The following is a 22,228-nucleotide window of genomic DNA, read 5'->3' as shown; positions in this document are numbered from 1 at the left end:
CGTATATCTGCTGCGGTGCTCTGTCCGGATCGTCGGATGTGCACCGCACGCTGGCCTAGGTTTGCATTCCGGCAACGGCTGGCCTTTAATCTCTGCCCGCGCCGCGGAGCGTCGCGCAGCTGCGGATTGGAGCGTGATGGTGGCAGTCTCGATGCGGATAGGCACGCGCAAGAGCGTCATGGCGTTGGCCCAGACCGGGGATATTGCGCAGCGCCTATCCAATGCCGCGCCCGAATTGGGCGTCGAGATCGTCAGGTTCGAGACCACCGGCGACAGCGATCAGACCAGCAAGCTCCTGGTCCATGGCGGGAAGGGCGGCGCGTTCGTTGCTGAAATCCGCGCCGCGGTCACGTCAGGCCGGCTTCATGCCGCGATGCATTCGCTCAAGGACATGCCCGGCAACGAGGATACGCCCGGGCTCGTGATCGGTGCGACACTACCGCGCGATCCGCCAACCGACGCGTTGGTCTTGCGTCCGGGGATTTCCATCGAAGACATCAAGCGCTCGCGCGGCAAGGGCTACAGGATCGGCACCAACGCGGTGCGGCGCGCCGCCTATGCCCGACGGCTGTTTCCGGACATCGAGGTGATCCATTTTCGCGGAGCCGCCGATACGAGAGTTCGCAAGCTGGACACTCGGGACATGCAACGCCTGCCCGGTGGCGGCGAGGTGGGACCGGCGGACGCTTTGATCATGGCGCGCTCTGGGCTCGAACGTGTCGGGCTAGGCCATCGCATTGCTTGCGAGCTGTCGCCTTTGGAGATGTTGCCCGCGGTGGGGCAAGGTATCGTCGCGGTCGAGTGCGCGGTCAACGATTGGCAGGCGCGGAAATTTCTCGCGCTGATCGACGATCCCGCGGCGCATCTGAGTTGCGACGCGGAACGGGAGGTGTTGTGGGTCCTCAACGGTCACTGCAATTCGCCCATCGCGGGATATTCAACGATCGATGGTTCGCAGATGACGCTCACTGCTTCGGTACTGGACGACGCGAGTGGAGGGCGGTTTATCGAGGTGACCCGTTCCGGGCCCGCCAACCGTCCGCGTGAGCTCGGTCGCGCGGTCGGGTTGGAGCTGCTTCACAAGGGGGCGGCCGATATCATTGCGCGTACGCGGCCAGGGCCATGAAAGGTTAGCATGGCAACAGCGTTTCCATTCTCCGCGATTGTCGGCCAGGACGAGATGAAGCTCGCGCTGCTGATTGCCGCGGTCGATCCCAAGGTCGGCGGCGTGCTGGCCTTTGGCGATCGCGGCGCCGGCAAGTCCACGGCGGTCCGCGCACTTGCGGCGTTGCTGCCGAAGATGAAGGTCGTTGTCGGCTGCCGCTACAATTGCGATTCGGACCGGCCGGCGGATTTTTGCGAAGACTGCCGCGTTCGCGCAGCCAAGGGCGGGCTGAAGTCCGCACAGATCCCGGTGCCGGTGGTCGATTTGCCGCTTGGAGCGACAGAGGATCGCGTTGTCGGGGCACTCGATCTGGAACGCGCACTGGCGCGCGGAGAGAAGGCGTTCGAGCCGGGATTGCTGGCCCGGGCGCATCGCGGGTTCCTGTACATCGACGAAGCCAATCTGCTGGAGGATCACCTCGTCGACCTCCTGTTGGATGTCGCCGCGTCCGGCGAAAATGTCGTCGAGCGCGAAGGCCTGAGCATACGCCATCCGGCGCGGTTCGTGCTGGTCGGGACAGGAAACCCTGAGGAAGGCGAGTTGCGCCCGCAATTGCTGGATCGCTTCGGCATGTCGGTGGAGGTGAAGACCCCCGACAACCTTGCGGACCGGATCGAGGTGGTGCGGCGTCGCGACGCCTTTGAAAGCGATAGCGACGCCTTCGTCACCAAGTGGGCCAAGGACGAGGGCAAGCTTCGCAAGAAGATCATCGCGGCGCGGGAGAAACTCGCCGCGGTCTCGGTGCCGGATGTGACGCTGGAGCGGGCCGCAAAACTTTGCATGGCGCTCGGTACCGACGGCTTGCGCGGCGAATTGACGCTGATGCGTGCGGCCCGCGCGCTTGCGGCGCTCGAGTCCGCCAAGATCGTGACCGACGATCACTTGCGTCGGATCGCGCCTTCGGCCTTGCGTCATCGCTTGCGGCGCAATCCCCTCGATGATGCGGGCTCCTCGGTGCGGGTTGATCGTGCGATATCAGAGGTTCTGGGATGAGTGGCGCTGCCGTTTGGTCCGACGCGGTGACGGCGGCGCGATTGTTTGCCGTGGACCCGCTGGGAACTGGCGGCGTGATGTTGCGATCACGCGCGAGCCCGGTGCGGGATGCTTGGCTCGCTTTGCTTCGTACAGCACTCTCGCCATCCGGCCCTGTGAAGCGGGTGCCCTCGAATATCGCCGAAGGCCGGCTGCTCGGTGGGCTGGATCTCAATGCGACGTTGCTGGCCGGCCGCCCCATTGCCGAACGCGGACTTTTGGCGGAAGCCGATGGCGGCGTGATCATATTGGCGATGGCGGAGCGGCTGTCTTCAGCAACGACGGTCCATGTCACGGCGGCGATGGACGCCGGGGAGACCATCGTCGAGCGCGACGGCCTGTCGCTTCGCATGCCAGCACGTTTCGGCGTTGTCGCCCTTGATGAAGGCATCGAGGACGAATTCGCACCTGCATCATTATGCGATCGCCTCGCACTGCATCTCGATCTCAACGCGATTGGGATCCGTGACGCCGGGGAATTCTCGGCTAATGCCGAGGAGACAGCGGCGGCACGCGCGCAACTGCCGCTCATCGAGGCAGACGCAGACCAGATCGAGGCCCTCTGTAGCGCGGCCTCAGCGCTTGGGATCACCTCGTTGCGTGCGCCATTGTTGGCGCTGCGCATCGCTCGCGCCAGCGCCGCGCTCGCAGGCCATTCCAGAGTTGAACAAGATGACCTCGCTTTGGCCGCACGCTTGGTGCTTGCGCCCCGCGCGCTGTTGTTTCCGCAAAAGGAGGAGGCGGCCCAACCGGAGCAGCCACCGCCGCTCACCGAAGGTGAAGCCGATGGATCGGGTGGCGAAGATCTAAATGCCGACATTGACCGCGCGCTCGACGAGGTCATTCTGGCCGCGGTGCAGGCGGCAATCCCGCCCGACGTGCTGGCGACGCTTCGTGCTGGATCGGCCGGCAGATCGCACGGCCGCTCCTCCGGCAAGGCCGGCCCATTGCAGCGATCCAGCAAGCGGGGGCGTCCGGCCGGCGTGCTGCGCGGTGCGTTACGAGCAGGCGCGAGGCTCAACGTCATCGAAACCTTGCGCGCGGCGGCGCCGTGGCAAGCCGTGCGGCGCCGCGAGGCGGCCGGAACGGGTGAGGAATCCCGGCCCCGCGTTCTAATCCGCAGGGATGATTTCCGCATCTCGCGGTTCAAGCAGCGCATGGAAACTGTCACGATTTTCGTCGTAGACGCGTCCGGCTCCGCGGCACTGCATCGGCTTGCGGAGGCCAAAGGTGCAGTCGAATTGCTGCTGGCGGATTGCTACATCCGGCGGGACCAAGTGGCGCTGATTGCGTTTCGCGGCAGTGCCGCTGAAATGCTGCTGCCGCCGACGCGTTCGTTGGCGCGCGCCAAGCGAGGTCTTGCAGGATTGCCGGGCGGCGGCGGCACGCCCCTGGCCGCGGGGCTCGATGCGGCTTTCATGCTGTCGGATTCGGTCCGCCGCAAGGGACAGACGCCGACAGTGATCGTTCTGACCGACGGCCGCGCCAACATCGCGCGCGATGGTGGGCAGGGCCGTCCGCGTGCCGAGGACGACGCGATGAGCGCGGCGCGGCAGTTGCGCGGCGCCGGTATTGCAGTTGTCCTGGTCGATACGTCGCCGCGTCCCGGCATTTCAGGAGAAACGATCGCCAAAGAGATGGGCGCACGCTATCTGCCGCTACCGCACGCCGACGCCGCGACCCTGACCAAGGCCGTGCTCGCCAGCATCGGCTAAGACGGTCCCTTGTAGCTGCGAACCCGCTTCACCATGTGCTCGACATGTGCGATCGGAGTTTCTGGCTGAATGCCGTGGCCAAGGTTGAAGATCAGCCGGCCCCCCGCGAAGTTCGCCAGCACGTCGTCGATCGACCGATCCAGTGCGTCCCCGCCGGCGATCAGAGCCAGCGGATCCACATTGCCCTGCACGGCAACGCGGCTCTGGACTCTTTCTCGGATCATCGACGGCTCCGCCGTCCAGTCGATGCTGACCGCATCGACGCCGGTTGCTTCGACATATCCAGGCAGCAACGCGCCGGCGCCGCGTGGAAAGCCGATGATCTTCGCGTTCGGCACCCGCCTGCGGACACCATCGACGATGCGTCTGGTCGGTTCGACCGACCAGCGCTGGAACTCGCGGGGCGGAAGCACGCCGGCCCAAGTGTCGAAGATCTGCAGCACGTCGGCGCCAGCTGCGAGTTGCCCGAGGAGGTAGTGAATGGAATTCCCGACGATCGTGTCGATGATCTCCGCAAACGCATCGGGGTGGCGATAAGCCATCATCCGCGCCGGTGCTTGATCCGGGGTGCCCTGTCCCGCGACCATATAAGTGGCAACCGTCCAAGGTGCGCCGCAAAATCCGATCAGCGCGACTTTCGGATCGAGCTCGCGGCGCACGCGGCGAAGCGCTTCGAACACTGGCTCGAGCTTGGTGAAATCCGCGGTCGAGGTTAGCGTGCCGACCTTGTCCGGTGTGTCCAGTGGGTCGAGCCGTGGTCCTTCGCCGGCTTCGAATCTGACGTCGCGGCCCAACGCATAGGGAATGACGAGAATATCCGAGAAGATGATCGCGGCATCGAAGGCGAAGCGGCGGATCGGCTGCAGCGTTACTTCGGCGGCGAGCTCGGGCGTAAAGCAGAGATCGAGAAAGCCGCCGGCTTTGGCGCGTACGTCACGATATTCCGGCAGATAGCGGCCGGCCTGTCGCATCATCCACAGCGGTGGAACCGGCTGCCGCCGGCCGGAAAGTACTTCGAGGAAGGGTTTGGTGGGCGAGGCTTGTGTCAAGCGGCATTTCCGTTGCTGGCCGACAACTATGATTGTCAGCTCTGATACACTGCTGTTACGGTCTTGGCCACGGCGAGATGCGATCCGGTTCGAAAAGGAGATTTGCAATGAGCGCAGGCGCCCCGACCAACAGTCCTGGCGCTTTGCGTGGCACGAACGAACTGCCAGCGCCCGTTTCCGGTCAGCGCCACGAGATCGGCAGTCCGGTCGGGAGATTGACTTACTATTCGGCCGGTCCCGAAACCCCCGGCAAATTTCCACCGCTATTGCTCGTGCACAGTGTCAACGCGGCGGCTTCGGCTTATGAGGTTAAGCCGCTCTACGAGCATTACCGCCGAAGCCGGACGGTCTACGCGCTGGAGCTTCCGGGCTTTGGTCATTCGGACCGCGGAAAGCGCGAATATACCGTTCGCATGATGACGGACGCGATACTGATCGCGGTCCGCGAGATCCAGAGCGATTTCGGGCGCATCCCGATTGACGCACTGGCGGTGTCGCTGTCGTCGGAATTCCTTGCTCGCGCGGTCTCCGAATCGCCTTTGGCGTTCCGCTCTCTTGCCCTCGTCAGCCCGACGGGTTTCACCACGCTGGACAAGAACACCAATAAGCGTGACGGCACCCGCGGCAAGCCGTGGCTGCACGGCCTTTTCGAATTTCCGTTGTGGAGTGAGGGCTTCTTCCGGCTGCTGACCAGCCGGCGCATGATCCGCTACTTCCTGAACAAAACCTGGGGCTCGACCAATATCGACGAGGGCCTGCTGAACTACGACTATGTGACCGCCCGTCAGCCTGGAGCGCAGCATGCGCCCTATTACTTCGTTTCGGGCCTCCTGTTCAGCAAGGACATTCCGAAGATCTACAATTCGCTGACACTCCCGGTCTGGATGAGTCACGGCGTGCGCGGCGATTTCGTCGACTACAGCAACAAGACGCAAGTCGAGGGCCGCGCCAACTGGACCATCAATGTGTTCTCGACCGGTGCGATGCCGCACTTCGAGGCCGAAGCCGAATTCATTGCGGCGTACGATGCGTTTCTTGCCGGCTTGCCGTCGGCATTGCCGTCATAAGGCGTTGCTGTGTCCGGTCTCGTCTGGAGTCGAGATGGTGCAGACTGGCCCAACCGGAATGCCAGCGAGTTCGTCGAAGCGGCCGGTATTCGCTGGCATTTGCAGCGAATGGGCGAGGGGCCGTCGCTGCTCTTGATCCACGGCACCGGGGCCGCCACACATTCCTGGCGTGAATTGTTGCCGCTGCTGGCCCAGCATTTCTCTGTGGTCGCGCCGGATTTGCCAGGACACGGATTTACGCAATCCCCGCCGTCCCATCGGCTGTCGCTGCCGGGCATGGCGGCGGATATCGGCGCGCTGCTGCGCAAACTGGAGGTCAGGCCGGATACGGTGGTCGGTCATTCGGCAGGGGCGGCGATATCGGCCGGCATGTGTCTCGCTGGCTTTATGGCGCCGCGCCTGCTTATCGCCCTGAATGGCGCCTTCATGCCGTTTGGCGGCATCGCCAACCAATTGTTCTCGCCTTTGGCAAATCTCTTGGTGATGAATCCTTTGGTGCCGCGCGTGTTCGCCTGGCAGGCATCTCATGCCGGCACGGTCGAGCGGCTGATCGCCAACACTGGGTCGGCGATCGATCAGGAGGGCATTGCGCTCTACCGCAAGCTGGTGCGGAATCCCGAGCACGTTGCGGCCGCGCTGCGGATGATGGCGAATTGGAAACTCGAACCGCTCCTGCATGATCTGCCACGGCTGACGACGGCGCTGATCCTGGTGGTCGCCACGAATGATCGCTCGATCTCGCCGGAGGTCGCACGGCAGGTTCGCGAGATTCTTCCAAACGCTGTGATCGAGCGACTGCCCGGCCTCGGCCATCTCGCGCACGAAGAGCGGCCGCAACTGATTGCGCAGCTCATCTTGAAGTACGCGCACGCTAACGCGGCCGGGAAAGCGGCGCAAGAAATGTAAATGAAAATATACACTTTTAGACTAGGAAATTGTCAAGAAATAGTTACAGTGGCCTCATGCTGGATTCAACCTCAGTCCGAGCAACGCCATTAGCCCCATCGCATCGCCAGCCGCATGCGGTGGTGATCGGCAGCGGCTTTGGCGGATTGGCAGCCGCGATCCGGCTCGGCGCAAAGGGCTACTGCGTCACTGTTCTCGAGAAGCTCGATGCTCCAGGCGGCCGGGCCTATGTCTACCGGCAGGATGGCTTCACCTTCGATGCGGGGCCGACCATCGTCACCGCACCGTTCCTGTTCGAGGAATTGTGGAAGCTGTGCGGACGAAAGATGTCCGACGATGTGACGCTGGTGCCTGTGTCGCCGTTTTATCGGATCCGCTTTCAGGACGGTTCTCATTTTGACTATTCCGGCGATCCTGGCGCGATGCGCCGCGAGACCGCGCGGTTCTCTCCGTCAGATGTCGACGGTTACGACGCGTACATGAAGGCCAGCGAAGAAATATTCAAGGTTGGTTTCGAGCGGCTCGGCGACGTTGCGTTCAGCAAGTGGACGGATATGGCGAAGATCGCGCCCGAGATGCTGCGGCTGTCGAGCTATCGCAGTGTCTACTCGCTGGTTTCAAAATTCTTCCGCGACACGCGATTACGGGTCGTGTTCAGCTTTCATCCACTATTGATTGGCGGCAACCCGCTCACGGCGAGTTCGATTTACTGCCTGATCGCGTTTCTGGAGCGGCGTTGGGGCGTGCATTTTTCGCTTGGCGGCACTGGGCGGTTGGTTGACGGCCTGGTCAGGCTGATCGAGGGGCAGGGTGGTAGTCTCCGCTGCAACCAGGAGGTCCGCGAGATCGTCGTGACCAACGGTGTCGCTCGAGGGGTAAGGCTAGATTCGGGCGAGACCATTGAAGCCGATGTCGTCGTCTCCAATGCGGATTCCGCATGGACCTATCGCCATCTCGTGCCTGCGTCAGCGCGAGCGCGCTGGACCGACCGGCGCATCGAACGCGCGCGCTATTCCATGAGCCTGTTCGTCTGGTACTTCGGCACACGTCGCAGATACGAGGGCGTGCCGCACCACACGATCCTGCTGGGGCCGCGCTACAAGCGACTGCTGACCGACATCTTCGATCGCAAGGTTCTGGCCGACGATTTCAGCCTGTATCTGCATCGCCCGACTGCGACGGATGCCTCCCTTGCACCCGATGGCTGCGATGCGTTCTACGTGCTCTCACCCGTGCCGCATCTGCAAAGCGGAACCGACTGGAGCGTGGTGGCCGATGATTATCGCCAGGCAATTGCAGGCGAACTCTCCAGGACCGTACTGCCCGGTCTGGAGAACGAGATCGTCAGTTCGCGCATGCTGACGCCGCAGGATTTTCAGGACCGGCTCTCCTCGTTCCGCGGCGCGGCTTTTGGTCTGGAGCCGATCCTCACGCAAAGCGCGTGGTTTCGCCCGCACAACAAGAGCGAAGATATCGAAAATTTGTATCTGGTGGGCGCCGGTACGCATCCCGGAGCGGGCCTGCCCGGCGTGCTGTCCTCGGCGCGCGTTCTGGAGTCTCTGGTGCCTGATGCCTCACACCTTGCAAGCCTGGTGACCGCATGACGATACGGCTCGATCCTACCGACATGGCTGCCTGCCGCTCGCTGCTCAAAGGCGGTTCGCGGACCTTCAATGCAGCCTCCAAGGTGCTGCCGCGCCGGGTCGCCGATCCCGCCATCGCGCTCTACGCGTTCTGTCGTTTGGCGGATGATGCCGTCGATCTCGGCAGCGACCGCGCCGCCGCAGTGGCGCGGCTGCGGGACCGGCTCGATCGCGCCTATCGACACCAGCCGATGGACCTCGCTGCTGATCGCCTGTTCGCCGATGTCGTCACGAAATTCTGCATTCCTCGCGAGCTGCCCGAAGCCCTGCTGGAAGGGCTGGCATGGGATGCGGAGGCCCGGCGCTATGAGGCATTGCAGGATCTCACTGCCTACGCCGCCCGGGTTGCGGGCGCCGTCGGTGCGATGATGACACTGGTCATGGGACAGCGCGCCCCCGAGATCGTTGCACGCGCCTGCGATCTCGGCATCGCGATGCAGTTTACCAACATCGCTCGCGATGTCGGCGAGGATGCCCGCGCCGGCCGGCTCTACCTGCCGCAGTTGTGGCTACGTGAGGCGGGCATCGATCCGGACGCCTGGCTACTGACTCCGTCCTTCACACCCGAGATTTCGGCCATCGTACAGCGCCTGCTGGATGCCGCCGATGCCTTCTATTCCCGGGCAACCCTCGGGATTGCCAGTTTGCCGATCGGCTGCCGCCCCGGCATCTACGCGGCCCGCGCGCTTTATGCCGAGATCGGCCGCGAGTTGGAGCGGAGCGGGCTGGATTCTGTTTCGAGGCGTGCGGTCGTCTCGACCAATCGCAAACTCGCCGTCCTGGCGCGAACGCTGCTCTTGCCGCAAACGAAATGGGCGCCTGCGCAAAATCTCGTCGTCCATACCGCAGCTGTCGAAGAGACCCGTTTCCTGGTCGAGGCCGTGGCGGCAACGCCGCTGCGCGAGAACGCCAAGCCGCGGAGGCCGATCGAGGATCGCGTGGTCTGGGTAATCGACCTGTTCGAGCGGCTCGAACGCCGCGATCAACTGCAACGAACGGCCTCCTACCGGTAGAGCGAGATGCACGGGACCGAGCCCTTCCGGGAAGGCGACAACGCTCTCGCCGAACGGCGGCGGGCCGAAGCGAAAGTCTGGTTCGAATCGCTGCGCGACAGGATCTGTGCCGAAGTCGAGCTCCTGGAGCGCGAGGCGCCGGCCGAGCTGTTTCCGGGGGAGCCTGCGACCTTCATCTACAAGTCATGGCAGAGGTCGACCGGTAGCGGCGGCGGCACCGGCGGCTTTCTCAGCGGCGGGAGACTCTTCGAGAAGATCGGTATTCATACGTCGTCGGCCAACGGGACGCTCACGCCGGACATGGCCAAAACGCTGCCGGGCGACGGCATTCAGCTCGACTACGTCTCCGCCAGCATCAGCCTGATCATGCATCCGCGCAGCCCGCGTGTGCCGACCGTACACATGAATACGCGGTTTCTGTCCACCGCAAAGGGCTGGTTCGGCGGAGGCGCGGACCTCACGCCGATGCTGCCGGACCAGAGAAACCAGGACGCGTCAGACGCCGTCGCGTTTCATGCTGCGATGAAGCGGGCCTGCGACACGCACGATCCTGCTTATTACGGCAAGTTCAAACCGTGGGCCGACACCTACTTCTTCCTTCCCCACCGCGGCCAGGCCCGCGGCGTCGGCGGCATCTTCTACGATCATCTCGACACCGGTGATTTCGAGAAGGACTTCGCCTTCACGCGCGACGTCGGGCTTGCCATGCTGGATGTCTATCCCCGGATCGTCCGCCGGCGGATGATGGAGCCGTGGACCGAAGCCGAGCGCGCGCAGCAGCTTGCCTGCCGGGGCCTCTATGTCGAGTTCAATCTGCTCTACGACCGCGGCACGATGTTCGGACTTCAGACCGGCGGCAACATCGAGACCATCCTGAGCTCGATGCCGCCGCTGGTGAGCTGGGCGTAGCTTTCGGCCGAAATCAATTCTGCACTGAAGCGGTAGCTGCGAAGAGCTGCGCGAGACGATATCATGGACAGCTATCTTGGTTTCATCGAGTTCTCCGTGGTGTTCATGTTCGCGGCGGCCTGGGGCATCCTCGAGCTGGTTTGCCGGCGGCTCGACAGAAAGAAGGAAGCTGAACGCGCGAAGCAGCAAAAGCCGACCGCGTCACCCTGATCCCACCAGCTCTAACGCCGCGCCCGCGGCATGCGGAACGGCAACATGGCCTGTACGATCGGCATCTTGAAGCGATCGAGCGAGAGGCTTTCGTGCATCAAGGTCACGGGCTCGCCGAGCAGCTTCGCCGAGACGACCGAGCGGGCATAGAACGGCGCATCTTCGAGGGTCTTGACGATCTTGGCGGCACTATCGCTGCGAACGCTGCGGGCGACGCGCCAGCCGGTTCGGCTCAGGTCCACCATCGGCGGCGGGTCGAAAGCCTGCATCTGTCCGTTCGGATCGAAGGTCATCGCAAGGTCGACCCGGGTGCCGTCGCGGCGCTCCGCTTCGTAAAGGATCGCCGTGCCGTCCTGCATCGCGCCGCGTGACCATTGCCAATCTGAAAAACCCTGTTCCAGCGGTGCGTCACCGCAGTTCATGTCGAAATAGCCGTCACCCTGCCAGCTCAGGCGCGGATGATCGAGCCGCACCTGGACGCGCGCGCATGGCGCTATCGGCCACCATTGATGATGGCCTTCCTCATTCAACAAGAAAGACTGCTGCGTGATCGCCTTAGGAAGCAGTCGGATGGTTCCGCGCAGACGGCCGGGAATCGGAACCGAGATTTCATCGACGTTGATGGTCAGCGACTTGCCGTCCCAGGACAGATGGCTTGGGCCCACTGCAAACGTGTCCATCGCGCGGCTGACCGCCCCGCGCGGCCGCTCCGTCATAGCCCAGTGATCGCCGCCCTTCCGATAGACGGCGACATTGATGGCGCAATGATTGAGCGGATCGGCCGGCTGCTTGCGCCGTGCGAATGCGTAATAGGGTGAGAACACGCTGCCGATGAAAGCAATGATCGCAATGCCGTTCTGCCCGTCGTCGCTCAGCGCATCGACGTACCACCACGCATAGCCGTTCGCCGGAACGACCCGCGAGAAGTCAGGTCCGCGAGCAGGCTGGCTGCCGCCGATCGGCCGGACAATGCCGCCATCGGCACGCCCGGACCCGGATGCGTGCTGCCTCCCGCCAGGTACAGGCCCGGAATTCTGGTTCGCACTCCCGGACGCTGGAAAGACGCCGTCCATCCGTGCGAACTGCGGCCGTATAGCGCGCCGCCGGTGGCCGGAAACATCCGGTTGAAATCCGCTGGCGTCGTCACTTGCATCGCATCCGCCTGCGGTTGGATTCGCAGGCCGCATCGCTCCAGCATGCCGAATGTCCGCTGCGCACATCGTTCCACCTCCGCTGCTTCGTAGACGCGACGGTCGCCATTTGCGGGCGCGTTGACGAGGACCAGAAACCGCTCGGGACCGCCCGGCGCGATATCCTGGTTGTCGCGATCCTGGGCGCAGACATAGACCGTCGGCCGGCGAGGGAGCCGGTCGTGCGCGAAAATGTCGTCGAACTCGGCTGCATAGTCGCTCGAGAAAAAGACGTTGTGCCGATGGAGCGGGAAGCCATCCGCCTTTGCGACGACGCTCCATGTCATGGCTGACAGCGAGCGGGCTCGAAGCGGGATCGCCGTTGCGGCGCGACGGGCGGAGACGCCGAACATTCCGTCTGCGATGGCGCCGACATCTGCGTTCATGATGACGGCGTCGGCGGCAATGTGCTCGCCGCTTGCGAGCCTGACGCCACTGGCGCGGCCGCCGGAGATCAGCACTTCGCTGACGTCTTCACCGTAGCGGATCGTACCGCCAAAGGAAGTTACGCAATCCGCCAGCGCTTTGGCGAGCGCGTGCATGCCGCCGTCGATGCTCCAGACGCCTTCACGTTCGACATGCGCGACCAGCATCAAGGTCGCCGGCGCCAGATACGGCGACGATCCGCAATAGGTTGCATAGCGCGCGAACAACTGCCGCAGTCTTGGATCGACGAAATATCGTCCCAGCGCCGACCACATCGACGAGAACGGCTTGATCTGCGGCAATCGCATCAGTCCGCGCAGGCCATCGGCGCCGATCAGTCCGCCCATGCTCGGCTGTGAAACGCGCAGGAAAGGCTTTTCGAGAATCTCGTAGATGCGCCTCGTGTCCCGGCAGAAAGCGCGATAGCCGTCCGCTTCCTCCGCGCCCGCAAAGTTCCCGATGGCCTCGACAGTGCGCTCCTGATCGGCGAACAGATCGAGACGGGCGTGCTCGTCCCAGGCGTGTCTCGCCAGAATCTCCAGCGGGCGCAGGCGAACGTGGTCTGTGAAATTCCGGCCGGCTGCCGCGAACAGTTCGTCGAACACCCAGCGCATCGTGAAGACGGTCGGACCGCTGTCGATCCGTGACGAACCGATCGCGATCTCCCGCATCTTGCCGCCCGGCGCGGCGGCACGTTCGAGAACAGTCACATCGAGGCCGCGTGCTGCGAGCGCGAAGGCGGAGACCAGCCCCGCGACGCCGCTGCCGACAACGACAACACGATCTCTGGGCATATGCGCAACGACTCCGGGTTGTCGATTGACATGTGTCTATATTTATTTACACTCTTGGCGACAAGTCAAATTGACATTTCTTGTGTTAAACACGGGAGCCTGCCATGGACGTCACCAGCCGGATCGAACGGGCACTGAACGACGCGATTGATCAGGCCGAGCTTCCCGGCTGTCCGCCCCGCCTGGCGGCGGCCATGCGTTATGCGGTGTTTCCCCGCGGTGCGCGGGTGCGGCCAAGGCTCTGCCACAGCGTCGCCGCGGCCTGCGGCGAGGATCATCCCGCTGCCACCGAGGCTGCCGGCGCGGCGCTCGAACTCCTGCATTGTGCCTCGCTCGTGCACGACGACCTGCCGTGCTTCGACGCGGCGGAGACGCGGCGCGGCCGTCCTTCCGTGCACAAGGCGTTTGGCGAGCCGCTCGCGGTTCTCACTGGAGACGCGTTGATCGTGCTCGCATTCCAGAGGCTGGCGCGTCTTCAATGCACGCCGGAGCGGCTGGCGACGCTGACCCTGACGGTGGCTCGATCCGTCGGCGTGCCCTTGGGCATCGTCGCGGGTCAAGCCTGGGAATGCGAAGACAAGATCGATCTCGTGCATTACCATCGCGCCAAGACGGGCGCTCTGTTTGCTGCGGCGACCGTTGCAGGAGCTGCGTCGGCCGGCGCCGATTGCGAGCCGTGGCGAATCGTCGGGGAGAAACTCGGCGAGGCCTATCAGGTCGCCGATGATATTCGGGATGCCGCCTCGGACGAGGAAGAGATCGGCAAGCCCGTCGGCCGCGACCTCGCGCTCGGGCGTCCCAGCGCGGTGATCGAGCTGGGTCTCGATGGCGCGCTCTACCGTCTGCATGATCTGGTGCGCGGCGCGATCGATGCGATCCCGCCATGCCCCAATGGCGCCGAGCTGCGTTCGCTCATGCTCTCGGAAGCCAGGCGCCTGGTGCCTGCCAAGCTTGCCCAGTTCGCTGCGTAGTCATCATGGCTGCGATCGCGCATCGTGAGGGCGGGGGAGAATCCAACGCGCCGCGCGGTGTGGATGTCGCCCCTTCAGGCCACTGCTTGTCGCGGTTGTCTCTGCATGATCGCCTGCTGGACTGGCGCGATTCGATCTTGGCCAATCCCAGATTTCAGCGATTTGCAGGCAATTTTGTGCTAACGCGGCCGATTGCGCGGCGGCGTGCGAGCGAGCTGTTCGATCTCTGTGCCGGCTTCGTCTATTCGCAGGTCCTGTTCGCGTGCGTCCGTTTGAAGCTGTTCGATCAACTGGCAAATGGCCCGCTCAGTTCGGCAGAGCTGGCATCGCTTATGCCGTTGCCGGCCGATGCGACTTTGATGCTGCTTGATGCGGCGGTCTCGCTGCAACTGCTGCAGCGTCGCAGCGACGGCCGTTACGGTCTCGGTTCGCTCGGCGCAGCCCTGAGGGGCAATCCCGGCGTCGTCGCCATGATCGAGCATCATGCGATGCTGTACGATGATTTGCGGGATCCGATCGCGCTGCTGCGCGGTGACGTCGGGGCGGGGCGGCTCGCTGCGTATTGGCCCTATGCAGGCAGTCGCAAGGCCGCCAATCTGTCGCGCGACGAGATCGCGCCTTACACCGCATTGATGGCGGCGTCGCAACCGATGATCTCGCGGCAGGTGCTGTCGGCCCATTCTTTTCGCGGACATCGCCGCCTGCTCGACGTCGGCGGCGGCGACGGCTCCTTCATCGCCGACGTCGCGGCACAGGCACCAAAATTGCGCTGCGTGCTGTTCGACTTGCCCGCGGTCGCCGACCAGGCCAGCGAGCGATTTCGTGCGGAGGGTCTGTCATCACGTGCGGTTGCAATCGGAGGCAGCTTCCTTGTGAACCGTCTCCCCGAGGGAGCCGATATCGTCTCGCTGGTGCGGGTGATCCACGATCACGACGACGCTGACGTCATGGCGTTGCTGCGCGCCGTTCACTCTTCCTTGCCGATCGGCGGCACGCTTCTGATTGCCGAGCCTATCTCGGGCGTCCGCGGCGCCGAGCCGATCGGGGACGCCTATTTCGCCTTTTATCTATTGGCGATGGGCAGCGGCCGTCCTCGGACCTTCGCGCGGCTGCGCGAGATGCTCACCGAGGCCGGCTTTACCGATATTGCGCTGCGGCCCGTCGCGATGCCGATGCTGGCCTCAGTGATCATCGCGCGAAAAAGCGAGATTGACGTTAATCAAACTTGACAGTCTAAAATGTAAGTTTAGCATGACAGTCGCGGAATTCCTCCGCATCCGCCGAAGATCGGAGTGAGCGATGGAGACCATCGCGGTAGTTCTCAAGCAGCCTGAGCAGATCGAGCTCAATCGGCTTGCTTTGACTCCTCCGACCGCCGACGACATCGTCGTCGATGTCGAGTGGAGCGGCGTCAGCACCGGCACAGAGAGATTGCTCTGGTCGGGCCGGATGCCTCCGTTTCCGGGCATGGGATATCCGCTGGTGCCCGGCTACGAGTCGGTCGGGCATATCGTCGAAGCGGGATCTGCCACCGATCTGCATCCTGGCCGGCGGGTCTTCGTTCCCGGCGCGAAGTGTTTTGGCGAGGTTCGCGGCCTGTTCGGGGCCTCCGCCTCGCGCCTGGTGGTGCCGGCCAAACGCGTGGTGCCGCTCGATCAGAACCTCGGCGAACGTGGAATCCTGCTGGCGCTGGCGGCGACCGCCTATCACGCCATCGCGGCGCGGGATGCCTCGGCGCCGGACTGCATCGTCGGTCATGGCGTGCTGGGACGACTGCTGGCGCGCATCTCGCTCGCGCTTCGCAACAAGCCGCCGACCGTGTGGGAGAAGAATCCGGCACGCGTCGGGGGTGCCGTCGATTACGGTGTGATCGATCCCGAACATGATACGCGGCGCGACTACAAGAGCATTTACGATGTCAGCGGCGATGCGGGCCTGCTCGATTCCCTGATCGGCCGCATCGCGCCCGGCGGTGAGATCGTGCTGGCCGGTTTCTACAGCGAGCGACTGTCCTTTGCGTTCCCGCCCGCGTTCATGCGCGAGGCGCGGCTTCGCATTGCGGCCGAATGGCAACCGTCCGATCTCGTCGCAATCAAGACGCTTATCGAATCCGGGCGCCTGTCGCTCGACGGTCTGATCACCCACCACCACGACGCGCAGGATTCCCCAAACGCTTATCGCATCGCGTTCGAGGATCCGGCGTGCCTGAAAATGGTCCTGAACTGGAGTTCGCTCTCATGAATGTCGTGCCAACCATCAACATGAAGGACGCTCTGCGGGCGGAGGCGTCGATCGAGCCGGACGCGCCGGTAACGACGCCGGCGACCAAGGAAACCCAGATCATCGCCATCTATGGCAAGGGCGGCATCGGCAAGAGTTTTACGCTGGCCAATTTGTCCTACATGATGGCACAGCAGGGCAAAAAAGTGCTGTTGATCGGCTGCGACCCGAAGAGCGACACCACGTCGCTGCTGTTCGGCGGTCGCGCCTGTCCGACCATCATCGAGACGTCGTCGAAGAAGAAGCTTGCCGGCGAGGAAGTGAAGATCGGCGACGTCTGCTTCAAGCGCGACGGCGTGTTCGCGATGGAGCTCGGTGGCCCCGAAGTCGGCCGCGGCTGTGGCGGCCGCGGCATCATCCACGGCTTCGAGCTGCTGGAGAAGCTCGGCTTCCACGAGTGGGGGTTCGACTACGTGCTGCTCGACTTCCTCGGCGACGTGGTCTGCGGCGGCTTCGGCCTGCCGATCGCGCGTGACATGTGCCAGAAGGTCATCGTCGTCGGCTCCAACGATTTACAGTCGCTGTATGTCGCCAACAACGTCTGCTCTGCGGTTGAATATTTCCGCAAGCTCGGCGGCAATGTCGGCGTTGCCGGCATGGTCATCAACAAGGACGACGGCACCGGTGAGGCGGCGGCATTCGCCAAGACCGTCGGCATTCCCGTCCTTGCGGCAATCCCGGCCGACGACGACATCCGCAAGAAGAGCGCGAATTACGAGATCATCGGCCTGCCTGGCGGGCAGTGGAGCTCCTTGTTCGAGGAACTCGCTACCAATGTCGGCCTGGCGCCGCCGGTTCGTCCCGCGCCGCTGACGCAGGACGGTCTGCTCGGCCTGTTCAAGGGCGAAGTGGTCGGCCGCGGCGTCGTGCTCGAGCCTGCGACCATGGAAGACATGTGCGGCAAGTCCGTCGTCGACAAGCCGTCCCTCGAAGTCGTCTACGACGCGGCGTGAGCAGCATGATGCGGAGCGCAACATGAACGTAATCCTGCCGCGATATGCCGGTGCCATAGCCGAGTCTGTCGTGAACGAGCCCCTCGACGTCGATTTGACTACGACGGATGCTGCCAGTGCACCGCCCGCCGCTAACGCAGCAGCGACGAAGGGCGACGGGCTGGGCTGTCATGGCGGTGCTGATGAGCTTAAGGCCGCCGCCAGCGTTGCGGGAAAGAGCGACATTCTCGATCGCTATGCCGCCGACTATCCCAAGGGTCCGCATGACCAGCCGCAAAGCATGTGCCCGGCGTTTGGCTCGCTCCGGGTCGGCCTGCGAATGCGGCGCACCGCGACGATCCTGTCGGGCTCGGCCTGCTGCGTCTACGGGCTGACCTTCACTTCACATTTCTACGGCGCGCGACGCACGGTTGGCTACGTTCCCTTTAATTCGGAGACATTGGTCACCGGCAAGCTGTTCGAAGACATTCGCGAAGCCGTCTTCAAGCTCGCTGACCCCGCGCTGTACGACACCATCATCATCACCAATCTCTGCGTGCCGACGGCGTCCGGCGTTCCCCTCGATCTGCTGCCGGATGAAATCAACGGCGTGCGCATCATCGGCATCGACGTGCCGGGGTTCGGTGTGCCGACCCATGCCGAGGCCAAGGACGTACTGGCGGCGGCGATGCTCGAATATGCCCGCAAGGAAGTGGAGCAGGGGCCGGTGCAGGCGCCGCGCGGCGGCAAGAGCGAACGGCCGACAGTCACTCTGGTCGGTGAGATGTTTCCCGCCGACCCTGTCGGCATTGGCATGATGCTGGAGCCGCTCGGTCTGGCGGCTGGTCCGGTGGTTCCTACGCGAGAGTGGCGCGAGCTCTATGCCGCGCTGGATGGCTCCGTGATCGCCGCGATCCATCCGTTCTACACGGCGAGCTTCCGCCAGTTCGAACTGGCCGGACGCCAGATCATGGGCTCCGCGCCCGTTGGGCATGACGGTACCGAAGCCTGGCTCGAATCCATCGGCACGGCCTGCAACGTCGCGCGCGACAAGATCGACGCTGCCAAAAACCGTTTCCTGCCGATGATCAAGGCCGCGCTGGCGGCGAGGCCGATCGACGCGCGTATTACAGTCTCTGGTTACGAAGGCTCCGAACTGTTGGTCGCGCGGCTCCTGATCGAGAGCGGCGCGCGCGTGCCCTATGTCGGAACGGCCTGCCCAAGGACACAATGGTCGGACGCCGATCGTGAGTGGCTGGAAGCCAGGGGCACGCGGGTTCAGTACCGCGCATCGCTGGAGATGGATCTGGCCGCCGTCGGCGAATTCAAGCCCGATCTGGCCATCGGCACCACGCCGGTCGTCCAGAAGGCAAAGCAGCTCGCGATCCCGGCGCTGTATTTCACCAATCTGATTTCGGCGCGTCCGCTCTTCGGCGTCGCCGGTGCCGGATCGCTGGCGCAGGTCGTCAACGCTGCGCTCGCCAACCAGAGCCGCTTCAACGAGATGAAGGAGTTCTTCGGCGATGTCGGCGAAGGTCCCGCCGCCGGCATCTGGGAAGATACGCCGAACGAGAACGTGGCTTTCCGGGAGAAGTACAAGAAGCAGATCGAAGCCCAGGCCAAAAAGCGCAAAGCCGAGGAGATGATCTGATGCTCGTCCTCGATCACGATCGCGCAGGTGGCTATTGGGGCGCGGTTTATGCCTTCACTGCGGTGAAGGGCATGCAGGTCATCATCGATGGTCCGGTCGGCTGCGAGAATCTGCCGGTTACATCGGTGCTACACTACACCGACGCGCTGCCGCCGCACGAGCTGCCGATCGTGGTGACGGGTCTCGGCGAGGAAGAGCTCGGCCAGACCGGCACCGAAGGGGCGATGAAACGCGCACACCGCGTGCTCGATCCCTATCTGCCGGCGGTGGTGGTCACGGGCTCGATCGCCGAAATGATCGGTGGCGGCGTGACGCCGGAGGGAACCAACATCAAGCGCTTCCTGCCGCGCACGATCGACGAGGATCAGTGGCAAAGCGCCGACCGAGCCATCGTCTGGCTCTGGAAGGAATATGGCGTCAAGAAGATTCCAGAGCGCAAGCCCCGCGCCGAGGGCGTCAAGCCCCGCGTCAATATCATCGGGCCGATCTATGGCACCTTCAACATGCCGTCCGACCTCGCCGAAATTCGACGGGTGGTCGAGGGCATCGGCGCCGAAGTCAACATGGTGTTTCCGCTTGGAAGCCACCTTGCCGACATTCCGAAGCTGGTGAATGCGGACGTCAACGTCTGCATGTACCGCGAGTTCGGCCGGATGCTGTGCGAAGCGCTGGAGCGCCCATATTTGCAGGCGCCGATCGGACTGCACTCCACCACCCGATTCCTGCGCAAACTCGGCGAACTGCTGGGGCTCGACCCCGAGCCGTTCATTGCGCGCGAGAAGCACACCACCATCAAGCCGCTGTGGGATCTGTGGCGGTCGGTGACGCAGGATTTCTTCGGCACGGCCAGCTTTGCCATCGTCGCCAACGAGACCTATGCGCGCGGCGTGAGAAACTTCTTGGAAAAGGAAATGGGCCTGCCATGCACCTTCTCCTTTGCGCGCAAAGCCGGCGTCAAGCCGGACAACGATGCCGTACGATCTGCTGTGCGCGAGAAGCCGCCGCTGATCCTGTTCGGCAGCTACAACGAACGCATGTATTTGGCCGAGGCCGGGGGCCGGGCGATCTATGTGCCGGCGTCCTTCCCGGGCGCGGTGATCCGCCGCCACACCGGCACGCCATTCATGGGCTATTCGGGCGCGACCTATCTCGTCCAGGAAGTCTGCAACGCGCTGTTCGACGCGTTGTTCAACATTTTGCCGCTCGCGGCCGAACTCGATCGCCTCGACCCGACGCCGACCCGGCTGCACGAGGGAATTCTCTGGAGCGACGAAGCCAAGGCACTGCTCGACGAGGTGCTTGAGGCTCACCCGGTGCTGGTGCGGATCTCTGCGGCCAAGCGCCTGCGCGATGCCGCAGAGAGCGGCGCGCGCCAGGCAGGCGAGGCGTGCGTCACTACGGATTCCGTGACCAGAGCGCGCGCTGCGCTGATGAGTGGAGCGCCAGCATGAGAATGGTCGAAGCCGGCTTGTTTCCGGCGATTCCACATCCGCACGTGCAAGGCCGCAATCGGGAGGTGATGTCGATGTCCGACTATGCTTATGGCGATCGACCGAAGACACAAGGCGGGGACAAGTCCGTCGAAACGCGGGTGATGTTCGGCGCCTGCTACATGGCGTGTCTATTACGGGCAGTGGTCGCACGGCTAACACCCTGGCGCAAAAAGGTGGGATTCGATCAATCGAGGAATTGCGAGTCGATCTTCACGGAAGCCCGCACTGCTGCGGGCACGATCGTGACGTCGTCGTTCATGGGCTTGTGACCGGGATTCCGTCCGGCGGTCGCCGGGTGGATAAGCGCCGTATCGAAAGGTCCGGCATTCGCTGTCGCCCACGCTCGGGCGGCGAACGGCCGCAAGGCCATCACTAGGAGGATACCAAATGAAGGACGGTTCCTTATCGGGGCTATCCGAAGCCGAAGCCAAGGAATTCCATTCGATATTCATGACGAGCTTCCTGCTCTTCACGGCTGTCGCGGTGGTTGCCCATATCCTCGCCTGGATGTGGCGTCCGTGGTTGCCCGGCCCGGGCGGCTACAAGACGACAGCGCTGGATAGCATCCAGCACGTCGCCAGCGTCGCCCTTTCGTACCTGACATAGAGGGAGGCAATCATGTGGCGAATTTGGCTTCTGTTCGATCCGCGCCGTGCCTTGGTCGCGCTCTTCACGTTCCTGTTCGGACTGGCGATCGTGATCCACTTCATCCTGCTCTCGACCGACCGGTTCAACTGGCTGGACGGGCCTCGCAAGGCGAAAACGTCAGAGATCACTCTGCCGTACACACCACCAAGCATGCCGTCCTGATGGCATGACGAAATGCGTACCGGAACGGACGAGGCAGGATCGAGCGGCCCGTCTCGTCCGCTTCCGGTAGCGACCCGGAGATGATGGTCACGCTGGCTTTCGCAGGCGGAGGAACGAACGATGGCAATGCTCAGCTTTGAAAGAAAATATCGCGTTCGCGGCGGAACGCTCATCGGCGGCGACCTGTTCGACTTCTGGGTCGGCCCGTTCTACGTCGGGTTCTTCGGAGTGACGACGGTGTTCTTCTCATTCGTCGGCATTGCGATGATTCTCTGGAACACTGCGCTTGGCCCCACCTGGAATCTCTGGCAAATCAGTGTCAATCCGCCTGACGTGAAATACGGCCTGTCCTTTGCGCCGCTGCAGGAAGGCGGCATTTGGCAGATCGTCACGATCTGCGCGCTCGGGGCCTTCGTTTCCTGGGCGCTGCGAGAGGTCGAAATCTGTCGCAAGCTCGGGATCGGCTACCATGTGCCGTTCGCCTTCGGCTTCGCCATCCTCGCCTATTTCACCCTGGTGGTGATCCGGCCCGTGCTGATGGGGTCGTGGAGCTACGGCTTCCCCTACGGCATCATCACCCATCTCGATTGGGTGTCGAACACCGGCTACCAGTACGGAAACTTCCACTACAATCCCGCGCACATGATCGCCATCACGTTCTTCTTCACGACGTGCCTGGCGCTGGCGCTGCATGGCGGCCTCATCCTGTCCTCGACAAATCCCGACAAGGGCGAGTCGGTGAAAACGCCTGAGCACGAGAACACGATGTTTCGGGATCTGATCGGCTATTCGGTCGGCACCATCGGCATCCATCGCCTCGGACTGTTCATCGCGCTATCCGCGGTGTTCTTCAGCGCGGTCTGCATCGTAATCAGCGGGCCGCTATGGGCGGAGGGCGACGCCTGGTCCGAGTGGTGGAACTGGTGGCGCAATCTTCCGATCTGGTCTTCCAATTAACTTAGGTCATCAGAG

The 22,228-nt window shown here is 63.5% G+C and carries 22 protein-coding genes; 19 read left to right on the top strand and 3 right to left on the bottom strand.

The genetic code is table 11. The annotated features are described in order from the left end of the window. Positions 1 to 136: 136 nt before the first annotated feature. Genes hemC through C7G41_RS27540 form a run of 3 tightly spaced genes read left to right on the top strand, consistent with a single transcriptional unit; the run spans position 137 to position 3,912 of the window. Positions 137 to 1,126 carry a hydroxymethylbilane synthase gene (hemC, locus tag C7G41_RS27550; RefSeq protein WP_106945473.1) on the top strand — a complete coding sequence of 330 codons (990 nt, stop codon included), beginning with the start codon at positions 137 to 139 and terminating at the stop codon, positions 1,124 to 1,126. 9 nt (positions 1,127 to 1,135) lie between these two features. Beyond that, positions 1,136 to 2,158, top strand: coding sequence for a magnesium chelatase ATPase subunit I (gene bchI, locus C7G41_RS27545; protein ID WP_106945472.1), 1,023 nt, complete (start codon positions 1,136 to 1,138; stop codon positions 2,156 to 2,158). Next, the gene (locus C7G41_RS27540; RefSeq protein WP_106945471.1) at positions 2,155 to 3,912 is read left to right on the top strand and encodes a magnesium chelatase subunit D; all 1,758 of its coding nucleotides are present in this window, start codon (positions 2,155 to 2,157) and stop codon (positions 3,910 to 3,912) included. The genes bchI and C7G41_RS27540 overlap by 4 nt, the downstream gene beginning before the upstream one ends. Here the strand turns inward: C7G41_RS27540 and hemE are convergent. After that, positions 3,909 to 4,961 (bottom strand): uroporphyrinogen decarboxylase, encoded by a 1,053-nt coding sequence (hemE, locus tag C7G41_RS27535; RefSeq protein WP_106945470.1) that lies wholly within the window; start codon positions 4,959 to 4,961, stop codon positions 3,909 to 3,911. The two genes, C7G41_RS27540 and hemE, sit on opposite strands and share 4 nt — an antisense overlap. A gap of 107 nt (positions 4,962 to 5,068) precedes the next feature. On the opposite strand from hemE, the gene C7G41_RS27530 reads away from it, so the two are divergent. The 6 genes from C7G41_RS27530 (at position 5,069) to C7G41_RS37955 (ending at position 10,709) form a co-directional block, all read left to right on the top strand. After that, entirely contained in the window at positions 5,069 to 6,028 is a 960-nt protein-coding gene (locus C7G41_RS27530) for an alpha/beta fold hydrolase (protein ID WP_106945469.1), read from the top strand. Between the two features lie 9 nt (positions 6,029 to 6,037). Next, the gene (gene bchO, locus C7G41_RS27525; protein ID WP_106945468.1) at positions 6,038 to 6,934 is read left to right on the top strand and encodes an alpha/beta fold hydrolase BchO; all 897 of its coding nucleotides are present in this window, start codon (positions 6,038 to 6,040) and stop codon (positions 6,932 to 6,934) included. A gap of 56 nt (positions 6,935 to 6,990) precedes the next feature. After that, positions 6,991 to 8,538 (top strand): phytoene desaturase, encoded by a 1,548-nt coding sequence (locus C7G41_RS27520; RefSeq protein WP_106945467.1) that lies wholly within the window; start codon positions 6,991 to 6,993, stop codon positions 8,536 to 8,538. Next, positions 8,535 to 9,590, top strand: a complete 1,056-nt coding sequence (locus C7G41_RS27515) for a phytoene/squalene synthase family protein (protein WP_106945466.1) — start codon at positions 8,535 to 8,537, stop codon at positions 9,588 to 9,590. Before C7G41_RS27520 ends, C7G41_RS27515 begins: the two co-directional genes overlap by 4 nt. Before the next feature lie 6 nt (positions 9,591 to 9,596). Continuing rightward, on the top strand, positions 9,597 to 10,499 hold the full coding sequence (hemF, locus tag C7G41_RS27510; protein ID WP_106945465.1) for an oxygen-dependent coproporphyrinogen oxidase: 903 nt from the start codon (positions 9,597 to 9,599) through the stop codon (positions 10,497 to 10,499). 63 nt (positions 10,500 to 10,562) lie between these two features. Next, positions 10,563 to 10,709 carry a hypothetical protein gene (locus C7G41_RS37955; RefSeq protein WP_199198645.1) on the top strand — a complete coding sequence of 49 codons (147 nt, stop codon included), beginning with the start codon at positions 10,563 to 10,565 and terminating at the stop codon, positions 10,707 to 10,709. A gap of 11 nt (positions 10,710 to 10,720) precedes the next feature. Here the strand turns inward: C7G41_RS37955 and C7G41_RS27505 are convergent, their stop codons facing one another. After that, on the bottom strand, positions 10,721 to 11,668 hold the full coding sequence (locus tag C7G41_RS27505) for a hypothetical protein (protein ID WP_106945527.1): 948 nt from the start codon (positions 11,666 to 11,668) through the stop codon (positions 10,721 to 10,723). Then, positions 11,581 to 13,119, bottom strand: coding sequence for a 1-hydroxycarotenoid 3,4-desaturase CrtD (gene crtD / locus C7G41_RS27500; RefSeq protein ID WP_106945464.1), 1,539 nt, complete (start codon positions 13,117 to 13,119; stop codon positions 11,581 to 11,583). Before crtD ends, C7G41_RS27505 begins: the two co-directional genes overlap by 88 nt. Positions 13,120 to 13,223: 104 nt before the next feature. On the opposite strand from crtD, the gene C7G41_RS27495 reads away from it, so the two are divergent. From C7G41_RS27495 to pufL, 10 genes are all read left to right on the top strand, one after another. Continuing rightward, positions 13,224 to 14,090 carry a polyprenyl synthetase family protein gene (locus C7G41_RS27495; protein WP_106945463.1) on the top strand — a complete coding sequence of 289 codons (867 nt, stop codon included), beginning with the start codon at positions 13,224 to 13,226 and terminating at the stop codon, positions 14,088 to 14,090. An 86-nt stretch (positions 14,091 to 14,176) separates the two neighbouring features. Beyond that, positions 14,177 to 15,319 (top strand): methyltransferase, encoded by a 1,143-nt coding sequence (locus C7G41_RS27490; protein WP_106945462.1) that lies wholly within the window; start codon positions 14,177 to 14,179, stop codon positions 15,317 to 15,319. 70 nt (positions 15,320 to 15,389) lie between these two features. After that, the gene (gene bchC, locus C7G41_RS27485; RefSeq protein WP_106945461.1) at positions 15,390 to 16,331 is read left to right on the top strand and encodes a chlorophyll synthesis pathway protein BchC; all 942 of its coding nucleotides are present in this window, start codon (positions 15,390 to 15,392) and stop codon (positions 16,329 to 16,331) included. Next, complete coding sequence (locus tag C7G41_RS27480) at positions 16,328 to 17,323, top strand: chlorophyllide a reductase iron protein subunit X (protein ID WP_106945460.1); 996 nt, start codon at positions 16,328 to 16,330, stop codon at positions 17,321 to 17,323. Before bchC ends, C7G41_RS27480 begins: the two co-directional genes overlap by 4 nt. A gap of 22 nt (positions 17,324 to 17,345) precedes the next feature. Further along, positions 17,346 to 18,953, top strand: coding sequence for a chlorophyllide a reductase subunit Y (gene bchY / locus C7G41_RS27475; RefSeq protein WP_106945459.1), 1,608 nt, complete (start codon positions 17,346 to 17,348; stop codon positions 18,951 to 18,953). Then, positions 18,953 to 20,404 carry a chlorophyllide a reductase subunit Z gene (gene bchZ, locus C7G41_RS27470; RefSeq protein ID WP_106945458.1) on the top strand — a complete coding sequence of 484 codons (1,452 nt, stop codon included), beginning with the start codon at positions 18,953 to 18,955 and terminating at the stop codon, positions 20,402 to 20,404. The genes bchY and bchZ overlap by 1 nt, the downstream gene beginning before the upstream one ends. Continuing rightward, the gene (locus tag C7G41_RS27465; protein ID WP_245446709.1) at positions 20,401 to 20,715 is read left to right on the top strand and encodes a hypothetical protein; all 315 of its coding nucleotides are present in this window, start codon (positions 20,401 to 20,403) and stop codon (positions 20,713 to 20,715) included. Before bchZ ends, C7G41_RS27465 begins: the two co-directional genes overlap by 4 nt. A 118-nt stretch (positions 20,716 to 20,833) precedes the next feature. Continuing rightward, positions 20,834 to 21,052, top strand: a complete 219-nt coding sequence (pufB, locus tag C7G41_RS27460; RefSeq protein ID WP_021076708.1) for a light-harvesting antenna LH1, beta subunit — start codon at positions 20,834 to 20,836, stop codon at positions 21,050 to 21,052. Positions 21,053 to 21,064: 12 nt separating this feature from the next. After that, the gene (gene pufA, locus C7G41_RS27455) at positions 21,065 to 21,256 is read left to right on the top strand and encodes a light-harvesting antenna LH1, alpha subunit (protein WP_015684467.1); all 192 of its coding nucleotides are present in this window, start codon (positions 21,065 to 21,067) and stop codon (positions 21,254 to 21,256) included. A gap of 120 nt (positions 21,257 to 21,376) precedes the next feature. Beyond that, positions 21,377 to 22,213 (top strand): photosynthetic reaction center subunit L, encoded by an 837-nt coding sequence (pufL, locus tag C7G41_RS27450; RefSeq protein ID WP_106945457.1) that lies wholly within the window; start codon positions 21,377 to 21,379, stop codon positions 22,211 to 22,213. Positions 22,214 to 22,228 lie beyond the last annotated feature (15 nt).

Source organism: Bradyrhizobium sp. MOS002 (genome assembly GCF_003020115.1).
In the GTDB taxonomy this organism is placed as follows: Bacteria; Pseudomonadota; Alphaproteobacteria; order Rhizobiales; family Xanthobacteraceae; genus Bradyrhizobium.
Note: the sequence above shows the minus strand (reverse complement) of the source record. Positions and strands in the feature narration are given on the sequence as shown.

Coding starts and splice junctions, on each gene's coding strand:
- hemC (WP_106945473.1), top strand. CDS start 137: ATGGTGGCAGTCTCGATGCGGATAGGCACGCGCAAGAGCGTCATGGCG.
- bchI (WP_106945472.1), top strand. CDS start 1,136: ATGGCAACAGCGTTTCCATTCTCCGCGATTGTCGGCCAGGACGAGATG.
- C7G41_RS27540 (WP_106945471.1), top strand. CDS start 2,155: ATGAGTGGCGCTGCCGTTTGGTCCGACGCGGTGACGGCGGCGCGATTG.
- C7G41_RS27530 (WP_106945469.1), top strand. CDS start 5,069: ATGAGCGCAGGCGCCCCGACCAACAGTCCTGGCGCTTTGCGTGGCACG.
- C7G41_RS27520 (WP_106945467.1), top strand. CDS start 6,991: ATGCTGGATTCAACCTCAGTCCGAGCAACGCCATTAGCCCCATCGCAT.
- C7G41_RS27515 (WP_106945466.1), top strand. CDS start 8,535: ATGACGATACGGCTCGATCCTACCGACATGGCTGCCTGCCGCTCGCTG.
- hemF (WP_106945465.1), top strand. CDS start 9,597: ATGCACGGGACCGAGCCCTTCCGGGAAGGCGACAACGCTCTCGCCGAA.
- C7G41_RS37955 (WP_199198645.1), top strand. CDS start 10,563: ATGGACAGCTATCTTGGTTTCATCGAGTTCTCCGTGGTGTTCATGTTC.
- crtD (WP_106945464.1), bottom strand. CDS start 13,119: ATGCCCAGAGATCGTGTTGTCGTTGTCGGCAGCGGCGTCGCGGGGCTG.
- C7G41_RS27495 (WP_106945463.1), top strand. CDS start 13,224: ATGGACGTCACCAGCCGGATCGAACGGGCACTGAACGACGCGATTGAT.
- bchC (WP_106945461.1), top strand. CDS start 15,390: ATGGAGACCATCGCGGTAGTTCTCAAGCAGCCTGAGCAGATCGAGCTC.
- C7G41_RS27480 (WP_106945460.1), top strand. CDS start 16,328: ATGAATGTCGTGCCAACCATCAACATGAAGGACGCTCTGCGGGCGGAG.
- bchY (WP_106945459.1), top strand. CDS start 17,346: ATGAACGTAATCCTGCCGCGATATGCCGGTGCCATAGCCGAGTCTGTC.
- bchZ (WP_106945458.1), top strand. CDS start 18,953: ATGCTCGTCCTCGATCACGATCGCGCAGGTGGCTATTGGGGCGCGGTT.
- C7G41_RS27465 (WP_245446709.1), top strand. CDS start 20,401: ATGAGAATGGTCGAAGCCGGCTTGTTTCCGGCGATTCCACATCCGCAC.
- pufB (WP_021076708.1), top strand. CDS start 20,834: ATGAAGGACGGTTCCTTATCGGGGCTATCCGAAGCCGAAGCCAAGGAA.
- pufA (WP_015684467.1), top strand. CDS start 21,065: ATGTGGCGAATTTGGCTTCTGTTCGATCCGCGCCGTGCCTTGGTCGCG.
- pufL (WP_106945457.1), top strand. CDS start 21,377: ATGGCAATGCTCAGCTTTGAAAGAAAATATCGCGTTCGCGGCGGAACG.